This is a genomic window from Kribbella shirazensis (assembly GCF_011761605.1).
Taxonomy (GTDB): domain Bacteria; phylum Actinomycetota; class Actinomycetes; order Propionibacteriales; family Kribbellaceae; genus Kribbella; species Kribbella shirazensis.
Map to the genome: position 1 here is coordinate 709458 of NZ_JAASRO010000001.1, position 15325 is coordinate 724782.

Here is a 15325-nt window from a genome sequence, read left to right on the forward strand (position 1 = left end):
TGTCCCGGACGACCTTGTCAGCCTGACTGTAACGTCCGGTGCCACTGCACGGCCAGTGACCGTCCACAGCCTCAGCCAATTCCCAGCGGGGGTAGTTTTAGCGGTATGACCCCGGGACAGTTCGTGCAGGAGACGTCCTCCGCCGGCGAGTGGAAGCGCCAGGGCAACAGGTTCACCGGACGGATCACCCGCGATTCCACGGCCACACGGGGCGAAGGGCCGGACGAGCAGGGCCGGTGGCCGGTGGAGCCGGGGCGGTACCGGTTGGTCGTCAGCCTGGCCTGCCCGTGGGCGCACCGCTCGATCATCGTCCGTCGGCTGCTCGGCCTGGAGGACGCGATCAGCCTCGCGGTCGTCGACCCGATCCGCGACGAGCGCGGCTGGCGGTTCACGCTCGACCCGGACGGACGCGACCCGGTGCTCGGCATCGAGTACCTGTCCGAGGCGTACCTGCGCACCGATCCGTCGTACGACGGCCGCGTGACCGTGCCCGCGATCGTCGACACCCGGACCGGCGAGGTCGTCACGAACGACTACCCGCAGATCACCCTCGACCTCTCGACCGAGTGGACCGAGTACCACCGCGCCGACGCACCGCAGCTGATCCCGGCGGACCGCGCGGAGATGGACCAACTGATCGAGGAGATCTACCGCGACGTGAACAACGGCGTCTACCGCTGCGGTTTCGCGACCACGCAGGAGGCGTACGGCGAGGCGTACGACGCCCTGTTCGCGCGCCTCGACGTACTCGAGGAGCGGCTCGCGGACCGCACCTATCTGCTCGGCGACACGCTCCGCGAGGTGGACGTCCGGCTCTTCACGACGCTGGTCCGCTTCGACGCGGTGTACCACGGGCACTTCAAGTGCAACCGGCAGAAGCTGACCGAGTTCCCCAACCTGTGGGCGTACGCACGCCGCCTGTACCAGCTCCCCGGCTTCGGCGAGACGGTCGACTTCGACCAGATCAAGCGGCACTACTACGTCACGCACGACAACATCAACCCGACCGGCATCGTCCCGAAGGGCCCCGACCCTCGAGTGTGGACCGCCTGATCAGACCGCGATCCGCAGCCGCAGCCGCTCAGGCAGCAGGCCGACAGCGGATCACGCGGCGAGTGCAGCCAGCGCGGCGCTGACGGCCGACCGCAGCTGCGCCCGGGTCGCGCCCGAGCGCGAGCGCAGGTTCACCGCGTAAGCCAGCAGCGTCAGCATCTCGGCCGCCCCCTCGACCTCGACCCCGGCCCGCAACTCCCCGTTGCTCTCAGCAACCTTCAGTGCGGCGGCCAGCGAGTCTCGCAGTACTGCGTGATGCTCGGACAGCACCGCCCGTACGGCGTCCGGCGGGTCCTCGGCGTTCGCGTTCGCCATCATGCACCCCCAGCCGGCGTACTCACCCGAGCACCGCAACCGCAGCAGCCGATCGAAGAACACCCGCACCGCGACGAGGCCACGCCCGTCCGCGGCCAACTGGTCGAACATCGGCCGGGACCGGTGCTCGAGGTACCGGCGGGCGGCCGCCGCATACAGGTCGTCCTTGCCGCCGAACGCGTTGTACAGGCTCGACCGGCTGAGCCCGGTCGCCGCGACCACGTCCTGGATCCCGGTCGACGCACTCCCGCGCCGCCAGAACAGCTGCTCGACCGCGGCCAGCGCCTCCGCCTCGTCGAAATGTTTGACATCGGGCATACTCGGCATCATATCTTGGAACGACCGATCCAAGATAGCGAGGAGCCGTGATGATCGACGTACTGGTGCTCGACGTCAACGAGACCCTGACCGACATGGAGCCGCTGCGGGACGGGTTCGAGGAGGTGGGTCTGCCGCGCCACGGTCTCGATGTGTGGTTCGCGGAGATCCTGCGGGACGGGTTCGCCCTGACCGCAGTCGGCGAGTACGTCGCGTTCCGCGACCTGGCCGCCGGCCTCCTGGAGGAGCGGCTCGTCGCCGCCGGGATCGAGCCGAGCGACGAGAAGGTGACGACGGTGCTGTCCGGATTCACGCGCTTGCCGTTGCATGCCGACGTCGAGCCGGGACTGCGCCGGATCCACGAGGCCGGTATCCGCATCGTGACGCTCACGAACGGCGCTGCAGCGATGTCCGAAAACGTGTTCCGAAACGGCGGAATCCTGCCCCTGCTCGAGCACCGGCTGGACGTCTCGGTGCCGCGCCGGTGGAAGCCGCACCCGGACGCCTACCGGCACGCCGCCGAGGTCTGCGGGGTCCCGGTGGAACGGATGGCGCTGGCCGCGGTCCACCCGTGGGACATCGACGGCGCGCACCGCGCCGGGCTGCAGACCGCTTACGTCGACCGACGCCGCACGCCGTACCCAAGAACGTTTTCCGCCCCGGAAATCCTCGTTCCGGACTTCGTGGAACTCGCGGAAATCCTTCAGGAAAACGCGAAATAGCGCAGCCAGAGGTACGGCGCCGCGACCAGGATCGTGATCGCGGTCATCACCACGCCCTTGCGGGTGAAGGCCCAGAAGCTGATCGGGTGCCCGGCCCGGAGCGCGATGCCGATCACGACCACGTTGGCGCTGGCGCCGATCGCGGTCGCGTTGCCGCCGAAGTCGGCGCCGATCGCCAGTGCCCACCAGAGCGCTTCGGCCTGCTGAGGGTGGGCGATCCCGCGGGTGAGATCGAGGACCACCGGGCTCATCGTCGCGACGTAGGGAATGTTGTCGATGACACCGGACAACAGTGCCGAGACGAACAGGATCAGCATCGCGGCCAGCAGCGTGTGGCCGCCGGTCACCGAGCCGACCCACCCGGCCAGGTCCCCGATCACACCCGTCTTCACCAGCGCGCCGACCATCACGAACAGGCCGGCGAAGAACAGCAGCGTCTGCCACTCCACGCTGGACATGTAGTCCCGGGTGGGGACCTTCGAGATCAGCACGAGCAGCCCGGCGCCGAGCAGCGCGACCACCGACGGTTCGATGTGGAACGCCGCATGGCCCACGAACCCCGTGAACACCAGCAGCAGGACGACGCCGCACTTGATCAGCAGCCCGCGGTCCTCGATCGCCTCCCGCTCGTTCAGCCGCAGGACGCCCTCGACCCGGTCCGGATCGACCGTGAAGGACCCCTTGAACAGGCGGGGTAGCACCAGCGTGAACACCACGAGCTCGATCACGACCAGCGGGGTCATGTGGACCAGGAAGTCGTTGAAGGTGAGGCCGGACCGGCTGGCGATGATGATGTTCGGCGGGTCGCCGATCAGCGTCGCGGCGCCGCCGATGTTGGACGCCATCACCTCGGCGATCAGGAACGGCACCGGGTCGATGCCGAGCCGGTCGCAGACCAGCAGTGTGACCGGCGCGATCAGCAGCACGGTGGTCACGTTGTCGAGGAACGCGGAGGCGGCGGCGGTGATCAGCGTCAGGAGGATCATCACCCGTAGCGGCGATCCCTTGGCCCGCTTGGCCGCCCAGATCGCGATGTACTCGAAGACGCCGGTACGCCGGAGTACGCCGACGATCACCATCATCCCGAACAGCAGGAACACGACGTCCCAGTCGATGCCGGTGTCGGGTGAGTAGAAGGCGTGCTCGGCGTCGGTGACGCCGAGAGCGAGCAGCACGCCGGCACCGCCGAGGGTGGCGAGCAGCTTGTGCGTCCACTCGGTCGCGATCAGCACGTACGCGACGACGAACACCGCAACCGCGATGACCGTCATCGCCCCGCCCCACAGCCCAGCGTCGCCCCGCGGGTCAGTGGTTGGTGACGGCCAGCTCCAGCAGTCGGGAGGCGGTGATCGCACCGATGATGCGGTTGTCGCGGAGTACGGCGACCAGCGGGCAGCGCAGCCGCGCCATGATCGCGGCGATCTCCAGCAGCGTGTCGTCGTGGTTGACCACCGGGATCTCCCGCGGCTCGTCCGGCAGCAGTTTGCGGACGGTCAGGCCGCCGAGCTTGTCGGCCACCCGGTCGGCCAGCGGCTCGTCGATCACCCGGGCCAGCGACGGGTCGTCCTGTACGTAGCTCGGGACCAGGAACCGCACCACCTGCGACGCAGGCAGCACGGCGTACGGCGACCCGTCGGGTTTGGTCACGATGAGCCCCGGCAGGCGACGCGTGGCCAGCAGCCGGGCCGCCTCCAGCGCGTTGTCGTCCAGGCTCACGACCGGGAAGTCCTCGGCCATCTGCTCTCCGTGCACGCCTGCAGCCTACGTCGGAACCGGGCAGTTCGGTGATGTCCCTCACACGGTTCTGACAGGGCACAGCGCCTCCCGGGGCAACGACAGCGGGCTCGTTCCCCGGCCTGGGGAACGAGATTGCCGACCAGACTTCCCGGCGCACCGGGCCCAACCCTGCCGCAAAACCGCCTGCCCGGGCAAACACCGGCCGTCGAGGAAACCCGCCGTCGGGCAGCGGAAACCCGACCGCCGGGCAGATACCGAGCGTCGTGCGAACCCGCCGTCGGCGCAGGTTCGAGCCGTTAGACTGCTGTTGGTGCGCCGGGAAGTCTGGTCGGCATTCGTCCGAGCGACCCCGAACGAAGGGCCGACCCATGAGTCAGCACCCGCGGATCCGGCAGCGTAAGCGCGCCTTCCCCCGCGTTCTCGGCCGCGAGCGAGCCTTCCTCGCCGACACCTTGCGCGCCGAGACGACCGGCGGCCTGCTGCTGCTCGCGGCCGCCGTGGTCGCACTGGCCTGGGCGAACTCGCCGTGGCAGGACGCGTACCACCACCTGCGCGAGACCCAGCTCGGCCCGCTCACCGTCGAGGCGTGGGCCTCCGACGGCGCGCTGACGCTGTTCTTCTACCTGGCCGGCGTCGAGCTGAAGCGGGAACTGGTCGTCGGCACGCTGTCGAAGCTCAGCGAGGCGGTCGTCCCGGTGGTCGCCGCGATCGCCGGAATGGTGCTCCCGGCAATCATCTACCTGATCGCGAACCTCGTCACCTCCGACGGAAAGCCGCACGGCTGGGCCGTGCCGACCGCCACCGACATCGCGTTCGCGCTCGCCGTCCTCGCGATCGTCGGCTCGTCCTTGCCGAGCGCGCTCCGGGCGTTCCTGCTCACCCTCGCGGTGGTCGACGACTTCGGCGCGATCCTCGTGATCGCCGTGTTCTTCTCGCACGGATTCCACCTGCTCCCGCTGCTCGCCGCGGTCGCACTGATCGCGCTGTGGTACGTCCTCCAACGCCGCCGCATCCGTACGCCGTTCCTCTACGTGCCGATCGCCCTGGCGGCCTGGTGGTTCATGCACGAGTCCGGGATCCACGCGACGATCGCCGGGGTCGCCCTCGGATTCGTGACCCGGGTGGTCGCGGATCCGGGTGAGGAGCACGCCCCGGCCGAGCGGATCGAGCACCGGCTGCGACCGTGGTCCGCCGGGGTCGCCGTACCGCTGTTCGCGCTGTTCGCCGCGGGCGTGACGCTGAGCGGGGGCGCCGTACGGCAACTGCTGACCGATCCCGTCGCGATCGGTGTCGCGGCCGGGTTGCTGCTCGGGAAGACGATCGGGGTGTTCGGCGGATCGTGGCTGACGGCCCGCTTCACCCGCGCCGAGCTGAACTCGGACCTGGCCTGGCGGGACGTCGGCGCGGTGTCGGTGCTGGCCGGGATCGGCTTCACGGTCGCGCTGCTGATCGCACAGCTCGCGTTCGAGGGCGACGCCGCCCAGGTCGAGCGCGCGAAGGCCGCCGTACTGATCGCCTCGGTCGCGGCCGCGCTGATCGCCGCGCTGCTCCTGGCTCGCCGCAACCGCGCGTACGCCGATTGACGCGCAGTACTGACGGTAGTGTCGGGGCACGGACGGAAGGAGTTGCGATGTCGATGGGGCAGAACGGGGACGAGCCCACGGTCGGCCAGCTGGTCGCGAACGCCAGCAAGGACCTGTCCAGCCTGGTCCGCAGCGAGATCGAGCTCGCGAAGACCGAGCTGAAGAAGACCGCGGTCGCGGCCGGTACCGGAGCCGGCATGTTCGCGGCCGCCGGGTTCCTGGCGCTGCTCGCGGTCATCTTGCTCTGCATCGCCGCGGCGTACGGACTGACCGCGGCAGGGCTGCACCCGGCCATCGCGTTCCTGATCGTCGCCGGCGCCTTCCTGCTGATCGGCGCGGTCCTGGTGTTCGTCGGGATGCGGATGCTGAAGAGCGCGAAGGGTCCGCAGCGGACGATCGAGACCTCGAAGGAGTCGGTCGAGGTGCTCAAGGCGATCGGCAAGGGTGACGACGAGACGTACGCCCTGCCTGAGCCGGGCGTACGGCGCTGAGCCCGGCGGGAGTCGTCGACCTGCTGGTCGACGGCCCCTGGTCGCACTCACTGGTCGCGGCCAACGGGGCCCGGTTCCACGTCGCGGAGTGCGGCGCCGCGGACGATCCGCTCGTCCTGTTCCTGCACGGCTTTCCTGAGTTCTGGTGGGCGTGGCGGCACCAACTGCCGGTCGTCGCGGCCGCCGGGTACCGCGCGGTCGCGATGGACCTGCGCGGGTACGGCGCCAGCGACAAGACTCCTCGTGGCTACGACCCGTACACCGCGGCCGCCGACGTGTCCGGCGTGATCCGGTCCCTCGGTGCGACGAACGCGGTCGTGGTCGGGCACGGGTGGGGCGGGTTCATCGGCTGGTCGGCCGCCGTACTGGCACCGCGGCAGCTCCGTGGACTGGCCGCGGTGTCGGCGCCGCATCCGCTGCTGCTCGCCCGGTCCGGGCAGACCCAGGCGGTGGCGCGGACCGCGTGGTTCCAGTTGCCGATCCTGCCCGAACGCCGGCTGCTGGCACAGGACGGGATCCACATCGAACGGCTGCTCCGCGACTGGGCCGCGCCCGGCGGCACGTTCCCGGACGCGGAGGCGTCGCGCCGCTACCGGGCCGCTCTCCAGGTCTGGCCGGCGCCGCACTGTGCGCTCGAGTACCACCGCTGGTTCGCGCGATCGCGGTTGCGGCCGGACGGGCGGAAATACTCGGCACGGATGCGTACGCCGGTCGCCGTACCCGTCCTGCAACTCCACGGAGCCCAGGACCCAGCCGTCTCCCCCACCGCGACCACGCCACCTCACCTGGTCTCAGCGCCACTCCGGCACGAGCTGATCACCTCGGCCGGCCACTTCCCGCACGAGGAAGCCCCGGAGCTTTTCAACACCCTGCTCGTGGACTGGCTGAAGGTGATCTGACGTCACCGCACAGGTCGCCCGTCCCCGCGGTCACCTTCCAAGCGCCGTCGACCTTCTCCAGTGTGTACGTCCCACTGTGGGTGTTGCCGCCACAGCCCAGCATGAACAGCACCCTGACCTCGCGGCGATCACCCTTGCCGACGATCGGGTCGACGACGACGCTGGGAACCGTACCCGGCGCACACGTCTCCGGTGAGATCGCCGAGGTCCAGACGACGACCGGGGCGATCGGGGTCACCGCACGCTCGATCTCCCGCTTGTCGAGTGTGGTGAAGGTGACGCCCGGCTGCAGCACCTCCGGCGGGTCCGAAGCGTTCATCGCGGCGGCCTGCCCGAACACCTTGACCGCTGTCCACCGTTCGCCGGCAGGCTGGAACTTGCGCACCACCGTGGCTACCGCCACTCCCCAGATCTCACCCTTCTCGGAGGATGCAGCCGTCGCGACCGGCGGCGCCGGATCCGGACGGTCCACACGCTGGACGCCGTACAGGACACCGGCGAGTACGACGACGACCGCAGCCGCGGCGAGCAACGCCGGGACCGGGCTCCGCCGCTTGGTTGTCTCCGGCAAGTGATCGACGAGGGCCTCCTTGCTCGTGAAGGTCTCGCGCAGCAGGGTGCCGAGTTCGTCGTCGGTCAGCTTGGGCATCTCAGTTCTCCTCGGCAGACAGGTTGTCGCGCAGGGCCGCCAGTCCTCGGGCGGCGTTCGACCTGACGGTGCCGGGCGCGATACCGAGCAGCTCGGCGATCTCGCTGTCGGACAGGTCCTCGTAGTAGCGCAGGACGAGCACGGCGCGCTGTTGGCGGGGCAGCCGGGCGAGCAGTCGCCAGGTGGCGTCGCGCTGGGCCTGCCGGGCTCCGATGTCCTCGCCGGACGGCTCCTCCACCGGCTCGGCGAGCGTGATCTCGCGGCTCTTCAGCAACCGTCGCCAGCTGAGGAACTCGTTGACCACCATCGTCCGCAGGTACGCCTCGGGATGGTCCAACTCGACGATCCGGCTCCACCGTCGGTGTGCCCGGGCGAAGACTGTCTGCACGAGGTCCTCCGCGCTGTGCACACTCCCGGTGAGCATCAGCCCCAGCCGCAGCAGACGGCGCTCGCTCGTCCGCACCAGCTCATCAAACGAGAGCCCGCTCGTCGTCACCGTCATACCCCCTCAACGCGGTGGGCGGACGGGACTGCTGCATCAGGTGCAGGACTGGGTCGAGACCTCTTGGGTGGCGGTGGTGCCGGCGCGGGCGTCGGCGGCGACCTGCTCCGCGGTGAGGACGTAGCCGGTCCGGTTGTCCTCGACGGAGGCGGCGAACACCACGCCGTACACAGTGCCCTTCGAGGACAGCAGCGGGCCGCCGGAGTTGCCGGGGCGGACGGAGGCCCAGATCGAGAACGCCTCGCGGGTGACCGTCTTGTCGCCGTAGATGTCGGGGCCGCGCAGGCGTTCCTCGGACCGGATCCGGGCCGGCTCGGAGTCGAACGGGCCGTTCTCCGGGTAGCCGAGCACGACCGCCGGGGCGTCCGCCTTACCGGTGAAGTCGAAGACCAGCGGCTTGACCGTCTCGCTCAGGTCCTTCACGTACAGCACCGCGATGTCGGTCTCCGGGTCGAACACCACGACCTTGGCGTCGTACTTCTTCCCGTTCACCTCGACCTGCGGCGAGCTGACACCGGCGACGACGTGCGCGTTCGTCATCACCCGCTTCGGCGCGTAGACGAACCCGCTGCCCTCGAGACCGCGCGAGCAACTGGCGACCCCGGTCACCTTCGCGATCCGGCTGTACGCATCGCGGACCGGCTGCTGCCGGGAGATCGCGCCGTCCGGCGGCTGCGTCTCGCGGATCCGCTCCGGCACGAACGGGTCGAGGAAGCGCGGGAACAGGTCGGTGTTGACCACGTCGTTGAACGACTGCAACGCCCGGTCGGCGCTGTTCGGCAGGACCTCGTCGGTCTTCGCCAGCACCTCCGAGCCGCGGACCGCGGACGTCACGCTCGGGATCCGCGCGCCGCTCACCGCGACGCCGAGCACCCAGGCGACGATCAGCACCGACGCGGCCGCCAGCGCGGCACCGCCGAGCGCGTCCAGGAACCGGATCGGCTTCCACGACAGTCTGTCCCTGACCCTGGAGCCGATCAGGGCCCCGAGTGTTCGCCCGATCGAGGCGAGCAGGACGACGAGCACCAGCGCCGCGAACGACACCGACACGCTCGGTGAGAAGTTGTCCAGGACCTTCGGCACGCCCCAGACGCCGAGGGCCGCGCCGCCGAGCAGACCGATGGTGGCGCAGGCGCCCAGGACGAAGCCCTCGATGTATCCCGAGATCGCCACCAGCGCGGTGACGATCAGCAACGCCCAGTCGAGCTTGCTCACTCCACACCTTCCGGCTCAGGACCCTGCGCTTGGCCGAGGTCGTGCTCGATGGCGGTCATCCGGCGTACGTCGTCCGACCGCCGCCCCTCGCTCCGCCAGGCCGCTTCGACCAGCCGGTCGGGCAACGGTACGACGTTCGAGGGGTCCCAGTCGCGGTACCACCCGCCGAGCAGGAGCAATTTGTCCAGCAGGCCGGCGGTGAAACCCCAGATGTAGAGGTCGCCGACGGTGAACGCGGGCCCGGTGAACCCGCTCGGATGCAGGCAACTGATCCGGTTCACCGGGTCGGCGAGCGCGCTGAGCGGCACCTCGTGCACGGACGCGACCTCGGCCGGGTCGACCACCGCGACCGGCGACGGTTCCCGCCACCAGGCGAGCACCGGCGACACGCCGAAGTTGCTCACCGGCACCCAGAGCGCCGGCCAGATCGCGAACGGCACCACCCCGGCCGGGTCGAGCCCGGTCTCCTCCTCGGCCTCGCGCAACGCGGTCCGGATCAGGCCGGTGTCCCCGGTGCCGTCCTCGGGATCCGCGCCGCCGCCCGGGAACGCCATCTGCCCGGCGTGCTTGCGCAGCGTCCAGGCCCGCTCGGTGAGCAGCACCTCCGGGCCTTCGTTGCCGTCAGCAAGCAAGATCAGAACGGCGGACTTCCGGACCGACGGATCGTCCGGCGGCAGGAACCGGGACAACAGGTTCGGATCGACGTTCTCGGACGCCTTGGCCAGCGGCGCCAACCAGTCCGGGATCTCCGCGGCCGTCACGGTGTGACTCCGAGCTTGTCCTTGACCAGCTGGTCCAGCTGCTGCTGGGACGTCAGTACGCCGTGGTGCACGTAGGCGACCGCGCCGTCCGCGTCCACGAATGCCGTCAACGGCGGGCCGGCCACCTTCAGCGCCCGCTGGATCGCCTTGTCCTGGTCTTTGACGTGCGGATACTTGAGGCCCTGTTCCGTCGCGAACTTCACCGCGAGCTCCGGCCGCGGGTCGGCGTAGTCGATCCCCAGCATGCTCACCTTGCCCGACTTCGCGAGGGCGGCCAGGTACGGCGCTTCGTCGCGGCACGGGCCGCACCACTGCGCCCACACGTTGATCACGAGCGGCCCCCGCAGATCCGCGAGCCGGACGTCCGGCCCCTTGCCGAGGCACGGGAGGCTGAGGTCCGGGAGGCTGTTGGTGACCGGAGGCTTCGAGGGTGTCGCGGGGCAGGGCTCCAAGGTGTCGGCGCCGGCCACGGCGCTCCCCCCGGACGACGGCTGGTCCGGGTCATCGCCTTGTTCCGATCCACACGCCGCCAGTGTCACCGACAACACCAGCAGCACGGCTCCAGCACGGACCGCTCCAGCACGGACCGCTCCAGCACGGACCGCTCCGACGCGGAGCAGTCGGCTCGCGCAGGCCGGTCGGCCGGCGCGGGACCGCGGGCTGATGCGGAGCGGTCGGCCGGTGCGGAGCGGCGTACCGGATCGGAGTCTCACGCCGGGGCCTTCACCAGCTTCGCCGCGGCCTCGGGGTCGGTCGGGCCGGCGCCGTACGACGGGCACCATTGGGCGATTGGGCAGGCGCCGCAGGCGGGTTTCTTCGCGTGACAGCGGCGGCGGCCGTGGAAGATCAGCCGGTGCGACAGCATCGTCCAGTCCTTCTTCGGGAACAGGGCGCCGATGATGTGCTCGACCTTGACCGGGTCCTCCTCGGCGGTCCAGCCGAACCGGCGGACCAGGCGGCCGAAGTGCGTGTCGACGGTGATCCCGGGGACGCCGAACGCGTTGCCGAGGACGACGTTCGCGGTCTTCCGGCCGGTGCCCGGGAGTTTGACCAGCTCCTCGAGCTTGCCCGGCACGACGCCGTCGTACTCGTCGACGAGGGCCTGGCCGAGCTTGATCACGCTGTTCGTCTTGGCACGGAAGAAGCCGGTCGGCTTCAGGATCGCCTCCATCTCGTCCCGGTCGGCCTCGGCGTACGCCTGGGCGGTCGGGTACTTCGCGAACAGGGTCGGGGTCACCTTGTTCACCGTCACGTCGGTGGTCTGGGCCGAGAGGATCGTGGCCACCAGCAACTCGAGCGGGGTGGTGAAGTCCAGCTCGCAGTGCGCGTCGGGGTAGGTCTCGGTCAGCACCTTGTGCATCTTCCGGGCCCGCCGGACCAGCTGGGTCTGGGTCTCTTCGACGTACACCGGCGCCTTGCGGGGGAGCTTCAGCGGGACCACCGGAAGGGGTTCCGCGACACGCGGGGATGGCATGGAGGCAAGCCTACGTGGCGGTGCCGACACCCGAGGGGCTACGGTTTTGTTCCGACCGGGTGTACACATATCGGTCGACGGACGTGGCGGATCCCACGTCCGGAGTCGTGGTCGAAGGTCCTAGGAGGCCCAGAAGTGGATGCCGCAGTGCTCCGACAGGCACCGCTGTTCAGTCAACTCGACGACGAGGCGGCCGACGCGCTCGCAGCCTCGATGACGGAGAGCCGGCTGCGCCGCGGCCAGGTGCTGTTCCACGAGGGCGATTCCGGTGACCGGCTGTTCATCGTGGTCGAGGGCAAGGTCAAGCTGGGCCGCACCTCCGCCGACGGCCGGGAGAACCTGATCGCCGTGCTCGGCCCGGGGCAGATGTTCGGTGAGCTGTCGCTGTTCGACCCGGGGCCGCGGTCCGCGACCGTCACCGCGGTCACCGACGCCTCGCTGATGTCGCTGACCCACGACGAGCTGCTCCGCTGGCTGGACGGCCGCCCCGCCGTGGCCCGCGGCCTGCTCCTGCAGCTGGCCTCCCGCCTGCGCAAGGTCTCCGACGTGGTCGCCGACCTCGTCTTCTCCGACGTACCGGGCCGGGTCGCGAAGGCGCTGCTGGACCTCGCCAGCCGCTTCGGCCGGACCGCGGACGACGGCGTCCACGTGCACCACGACCTCACCCAGGAGGAGCTCGCCCAGCTGGTCGGTGCCTCCCGCGAGACCGTCAACAAGGCCCTGGCCGACTTCGCCTCCCGCGGCTGGGTCCGCCTGGAGCCGCGCTCCGTCGTACTCCTCGACGTCGACCGCCTCCAGCGCCGCGCCCGCTGACCCCACCACCTCCCCGATTTCGCTGGCTGACCACTCAGATGCGGGGTTCTACACCCTGATTCGGAGTGCAGAACCCCCAACTTGATGGGTCAGCCCGCCAAACGGGTACGGCGGGCGCGGTCGAACGCGCGCCAGATGCCCGAGGCAGCGCGGCGTGGATGCGCCAGGTCGTGCCAGGTTGCCCGGACGACCTGCAGGCCCAGCGCGCGGAGACGGTCCTCACGGATCTTCTCCTGGATCAGTGCCTCGCGCCCGCCGTCGGCGTACTTCATCAGTCCGTCGAACTCGACGACCGTGTCCCGCCCGGGGAAGTCGAAGTCCACGCGGCCGATGACGCCGTCCGCGTCTTCGTACGTCACCTGGAGCGCGGGCGCCGGCAGGCCCTGCTGGTGCATCAGGACCCGGAACCGGGACTCGCCGACCGATTCCGCGAGTGGGTTCGCGAAGGCCAGTGCGGACCGGATATTCGGTCCTCCCGGCCAGTACTCGGTCTGCTCGAGCACCCGCCGTACTTCGTCATCGGACAACCGACCGCCGCGGAGCGCGGCATCCGCGCTCACCACGGCCGCCTCGAACGATCCCGCGCCGGCGGTCTCGGCCAATGCTCGGGCGACGGTCGTGACCGGCAAGCCGTCCACCTTGCCGACATCTGCCGCGGTCAGCTGTCCTCGGTGATGCCTGACGCCGGCCACCGCGCCACTGCGCCATCCGCTGGATCTGGTGAGTTGAACTTCGGTGAGGTCCGCCTGCCAGACGGGTACGCCGTGCAGGATCAGCGCGGAATGGTGGCTCACCACGGCGGTTCCTGGATGCATCGAGTTCATGGCAGCGTGCACGAGTCGCCGGTGCAACTGGAGCTCTCGCTCCCAAGGCGGCAGCTGCCCGAGGTCAAGTCGCTCGGAGTACTGCCCGTGGCGCACCCGCTCCCAGCGTCCGTCGCCGAGTCGTTCCTGGATCTGTTCGGGGGTGTAGCCGGCCGCCAGCGCCTGATTCCGGCTGAACACGCCGCCCTGCCCGTCCGCGACGAGCGCCAACCGAGGATTCACCAACCCAGCATCCCCCGGGCACCACCGTCCCCGCGCGCCCCTCCGCCACACCTGTGGAAAACCCCGATTTGGCTGGCTACCCCCTCAAATTCTGGGTTCTGCACTCTCGATCAGGGTGTAGAACCCAGAAGTTGGTGGGTCAGCCAGCCAAATAGTCGAGTTGGGCTCGGACTGAGCGTTCGGCGGCGGGCCAGAGGGATTTGTCGACGTCGGCGTAGACGTGTTCGACGACTGCCTCGGGGGTGGTGTGGCCTTCGGCGACGGCGGTCCGGACCTGGGCGAGGCGTTCCTGGCGGTGGTCGATGTAGTAGGTGAGGACGCCGGACGGGTCGTCGACGACCGGGCCGTGGCCGGGGAGCAGGCGGGCGACGCCGGCCGGTGAGTCCGCGAAGGCCCGCAGGCGGTCCAGGGAGTCGAGGTACGGTCCCAGGGCACCGTCCGGGTGCGCGACGACCGACGTACCCCGGCCCAGGACCGTGTCGCCGGTGAGCAGCGAGCCGTCCTGCGGGAGCCAGAAGCAGACCGAGTCGAGGGTGTGACCGGGCGTCGGGAGTACTTCGATGCGCAGCCCGTCGGCCGTGATCACGTCGCCCTCGGGCAGCCCGTGGGCGTGGTCGGTGGGGATGCGGAAGCCGGGATCGACAGCGCGGACGCCGCAGCCGGCCTGGTTCGCGAACCAGGCGGCGCCCTCGGAGTGGTCGGGATGCTTGTGCGTGAGCAGGACGACGGCGACCTTTCCGGCCTCGTCCAGTACGGCGCGGAGATGGTCCTCCAGCATCGGGCCGGGGTCGACGACCACCGACCGCTCGGCGCCGGGGGTCCGCAGGATCCAGGTGTTCGTGCCGTCCAGCGTCATCAGACCGGGGTTGTCCGCCCGGACCAGGGTGGCGTAGTCGGTGACTTTCATGTGGTCTCCAGATAGGCCTGGTCGCCGTCGACGCGCACGGTGGGCATGATCGCCCGGATCTCGCGTTCGCCGGCCGCGGCCAGGATCGCCGCCACGTCGCCGTACTGCGACAGCTCGCGACAGCACACGTACGTCGGGGGCAGCATCAGCATCTCGCCCGCGTCGACCGCCGCGACCGCATCCGCCGGGCGGATCCAGGTGACCTGGTCGGACTCGCTCGTCACGTCCCGGGTGAGCTGCCCCGCCGGGAGAGCGGCGACGAAGAACGCGGTGTCGTAGCGCTTCGGCTCGAACTCCGGGGTGATCCAGTGCGCCCAGGCTCCCAACAGGTCCGCCCGGAGCAGCAGCTTGCGGCGGTGCAGGAAGTCGGCGAAGCGCAGCTCACCGGCTTCCAGCGCGACCCGGTCGGCCTCCCAGCCGGCGCCGGTGGTGTCTCCGACGACGGTCTCGGTGGAAGAGCCGGCCAGCAGTACGCCGGACTCCTCGAAGGTCTCGCGCACCGCGGCGGCGACGTACGCGGCCGCGAGCTCCGCGGAGCAGCCGAGCCGGTCCGCGAAGTCCTCCGGCGGCGGCCCCGACCAGGCGTCCGCGATCGCCGAATCCGCCGGGTCGACCCGCCCACCCGGAAAGACGGTCATCCCAGCAGCGAACGCCATGGTCCGCTGCCGCCGCAGCAGGTACACCTCCGGGTGGCCGGAGGTGTCGCGGAGCAGGATCACCGTCGAGGCGGGGCGGGGTGTGACCGGGGTGCGGGTGCCGCGGGCGTACTCCAGGGCGGTCTCGGCCATCCGGCCGGTCATCAGCTCCGAGCTCAGATCACGCATCACCGGTCAGACCCCC

The 15325-nt window shown here is 70.1% G+C and carries 18 protein-coding genes; 6 read left to right on the top strand and 12 right to left on the bottom strand.

The window, feature by feature from the left end:
• Window positions 1–105 precede the first annotated feature (105 nt).
• A complete protein-coding gene (locus BJY22_RS03320) occupies window positions 106–1053 on the top strand; it encodes a glutathione S-transferase family protein (protein ID WP_167203692.1) in 948 nt (315 codons plus the stop codon).
• A 51-nt stretch (window positions 1054–1104) separates the two neighbouring features.
• Here BJY22_RS03320 and BJY22_RS03325 read toward each other — a convergent pair whose 3' ends face one another.
• Entirely contained in the window at window positions 1105–1686 is a 582-nt protein-coding gene (locus BJY22_RS03325) for a TetR/AcrR family transcriptional regulator (RefSeq protein WP_167203693.1), read from the bottom strand.
• 50 nt (window positions 1687–1736) lie between these two features.
• Here BJY22_RS03325 and BJY22_RS03330 point away from each other — a divergent pair, with 50 nt between their 5' ends.
• Complete coding sequence (locus BJY22_RS03330) at window positions 1737–2408, top strand: haloacid dehalogenase type II (RefSeq protein WP_167203694.1); 672 nt, start codon at window positions 1737–1739, stop codon at window positions 2406–2408.
• On the opposite strand, the gene BJY22_RS03335 is transcribed toward BJY22_RS03330, so the two are convergent.
• Together BJY22_RS03335 and BJY22_RS03340 are read right to left on the bottom strand one after the other, a co-directional pair.
• Window positions 2390–3679, bottom strand: coding sequence for an ArsB/NhaD family transporter (locus tag BJY22_RS03335; RefSeq protein WP_167203695.1), 1290 nt, complete (start codon window positions 3677–3679; stop codon window positions 2390–2392). The genes BJY22_RS03330 and BJY22_RS03335 overlap by 19 nt on opposite strands.
• 34 nt (window positions 3680–3713) lie before the next feature.
• Complete coding sequence (locus tag BJY22_RS03340; RefSeq protein ID WP_337758113.1) at window positions 3714–4160, bottom strand: CBS domain-containing protein; 447 nt, start codon at window positions 4158–4160, stop codon at window positions 3714–3716.
• 353 nt (window positions 4161–4513) lie between these two features.
• Here BJY22_RS03340 and nhaA point away from each other — a divergent pair, with 353 nt between their 5' ends.
• Genes nhaA through BJY22_RS03355 form a run of 3 tightly spaced genes read left to right on the top strand, consistent with a single transcriptional unit; the run spans window position 4514 to window position 7118 of the window.
• Entirely contained in the window at window positions 4514–5728 is a 1215-nt protein-coding gene (gene nhaA, locus BJY22_RS03345; RefSeq protein ID WP_167203696.1) for a Na+/H+ antiporter NhaA, read from the top strand.
• A gap of 47 nt (window positions 5729–5775) precedes the next feature.
• Window positions 5776–6219 (top strand): phage holin family protein, encoded by a 444-nt coding sequence (locus tag BJY22_RS03350; RefSeq protein ID WP_167203697.1) that lies wholly within the window; start codon window positions 5776–5778, stop codon window positions 6217–6219.
• 50 nt (window positions 6220–6269) lie between these two features.
• The gene (locus tag BJY22_RS03355) at window positions 6270–7118 is read left to right on the top strand and encodes an alpha/beta fold hydrolase (RefSeq protein WP_238350686.1); all 849 of its coding nucleotides are present in this window, start codon (window positions 6270–6272) and stop codon (window positions 7116–7118) included.
• On the opposite strand, the gene BJY22_RS03360 is transcribed toward BJY22_RS03355, so the two are convergent.
• The 6 genes from BJY22_RS03360 to nth are packed head-to-tail and all read right to left on the bottom strand — an operon-like array spanning window position 7081 to window position 11719.
• Window positions 7081–7767, bottom strand: a complete 687-nt coding sequence (locus BJY22_RS03360) for a hypothetical protein (RefSeq protein ID WP_167203698.1) — start codon at window positions 7765–7767, stop codon at window positions 7081–7083. The two genes, BJY22_RS03355 and BJY22_RS03360, sit on opposite strands and share 38 nt — an antisense overlap.
• 1 nt (window position 7768) lies before the next feature.
• Entirely contained in the window at window positions 7769–8269 is a 501-nt protein-coding gene (locus tag BJY22_RS03365) for a SigE family RNA polymerase sigma factor (RefSeq protein WP_167203699.1), read from the bottom strand.
• Between the two features lie 36 nt (window positions 8270–8305).
• Window positions 8306–9484, bottom strand: coding sequence for a MarP family serine protease (locus BJY22_RS03370; RefSeq protein WP_167203700.1), 1179 nt, complete (start codon window positions 9482–9484; stop codon window positions 8306–8308).
• Entirely contained in the window at window positions 9481–10245 is a 765-nt protein-coding gene (locus BJY22_RS03375) for an NUDIX domain-containing protein (RefSeq protein ID WP_167203701.1), read from the bottom strand. The genes BJY22_RS03370 and BJY22_RS03375 overlap by 4 nt, the downstream gene beginning before the upstream one ends.
• Window positions 10242–10958: a TlpA family protein disulfide reductase gene (locus tag BJY22_RS03380; protein ID WP_337758116.1), complete on the bottom strand. Its 717-nt coding sequence runs from the start codon at window positions 10956–10958 to the stop codon at window positions 10242–10244. The genes BJY22_RS03375 and BJY22_RS03380 overlap by 4 nt, the downstream gene beginning before the upstream one ends.
• Window positions 10955–11719 (bottom strand): endonuclease III, encoded by a 765-nt coding sequence (nth, locus tag BJY22_RS03385; protein WP_167203703.1) that lies wholly within the window; start codon window positions 11717–11719, stop codon window positions 10955–10957. The genes BJY22_RS03380 and nth overlap by 4 nt, the downstream gene beginning before the upstream one ends.
• Window positions 11720–11854: 135 nt before the next feature.
• Here nth and BJY22_RS03390 point away from each other — a divergent pair, with 135 nt between their 5' ends.
• Entirely contained in the window at window positions 11855–12532 is a 678-nt protein-coding gene (locus BJY22_RS03390; protein WP_167203704.1) for a cyclic nucleotide-binding domain-containing protein, read from the top strand.
• A gap of 89 nt (window positions 12533–12621) precedes the next feature.
• Here BJY22_RS03390 and BJY22_RS03395 read toward each other — a convergent pair whose 3' ends face one another.
• From BJY22_RS03395 to BJY22_RS03405, 3 genes are all read right to left on the bottom strand, one after another.
• Window positions 12622–13578 carry a type IV toxin-antitoxin system AbiEi family antitoxin domain-containing protein gene (locus tag BJY22_RS03395; RefSeq protein WP_167203705.1) on the bottom strand — a complete coding sequence of 319 codons (957 nt, stop codon included), beginning with the start codon at window positions 13576–13578 and terminating at the stop codon, window positions 12622–12624.
• Window positions 13579–13717: 139 nt separating this feature from the next.
• The gene (locus BJY22_RS03400) at window positions 13718–14485 is read right to left on the bottom strand and encodes an MBL fold metallo-hydrolase (RefSeq protein WP_167203706.1); all 768 of its coding nucleotides are present in this window, start codon (window positions 14483–14485) and stop codon (window positions 13718–13720) included.
• Window positions 14482–15309: an NUDIX hydrolase gene (locus tag BJY22_RS03405; RefSeq protein WP_167203707.1), complete on the bottom strand. Its 828-nt coding sequence runs from the start codon at window positions 15307–15309 to the stop codon at window positions 14482–14484. The genes BJY22_RS03400 and BJY22_RS03405 overlap by 4 nt, the downstream gene beginning before the upstream one ends.
• Window positions 15310–15325 lie beyond the last annotated feature (16 nt).

Excerpts from the sequence above, each read along its gene's own strand:
- BJY22_RS03330 (WP_167203694.1), top strand. The coding sequence starts at position 1,737 with ATGATCGACGTACTGGTGCTCGACGTCAACGAGACCCTGACCGACATG.
- BJY22_RS03320 (WP_167203692.1), top strand. The coding sequence starts at position 106 with ATGACCCCGGGACAGTTCGTGCAGGAGACGTCCTCCGCCGGCGAGTGG.
- BJY22_RS03360 (WP_167203698.1), bottom strand. The coding sequence starts at position 7,767 with ATGCCCAAGCTGACCGACGACGAACTCGGCACCCTGCTGCGCGAGACC.
- BJY22_RS03350 (WP_167203697.1), top strand. The coding sequence starts at position 5,776 with ATGTCGATGGGGCAGAACGGGGACGAGCCCACGGTCGGCCAGCTGGTC.
- BJY22_RS03335 (WP_167203695.1), bottom strand. The coding sequence starts at position 3,679 with ATGACGGTCATCGCGGTTGCGGTGTTCGTCGTCGCGTACGTGCTGATC.
- BJY22_RS03405 (WP_167203707.1), bottom strand. The coding sequence starts at position 15,309 with ATGCGTGATCTGAGCTCGGAGCTGATGACCGGCCGGATGGCCGAGACC.
- nth (WP_167203703.1), bottom strand. The coding sequence starts at position 11,719 with ATGCCATCCCCGCGTGTCGCGGAACCCCTTCCGGTGGTCCCGCTGAAG.
- BJY22_RS03400 (WP_167203706.1), bottom strand. The coding sequence starts at position 14,485 with ATGAAAGTCACCGACTACGCCACCCTGGTCCGGGCGGACAACCCCGGT.
- BJY22_RS03325 (WP_167203693.1), bottom strand. The coding sequence starts at position 1,686 with ATGCCCGATGTCAAACATTTCGACGAGGCGGAGGCGCTGGCCGCGGTC.
- BJY22_RS03365 (WP_167203699.1), bottom strand. The coding sequence starts at position 8,269 with ATGACGGTGACGACGAGCGGGCTCTCGTTTGATGAGCTGGTGCGGACG.
- nhaA (WP_167203696.1), top strand. The coding sequence starts at position 4,514 with ATGAGTCAGCACCCGCGGATCCGGCAGCGTAAGCGCGCCTTCCCCCGC.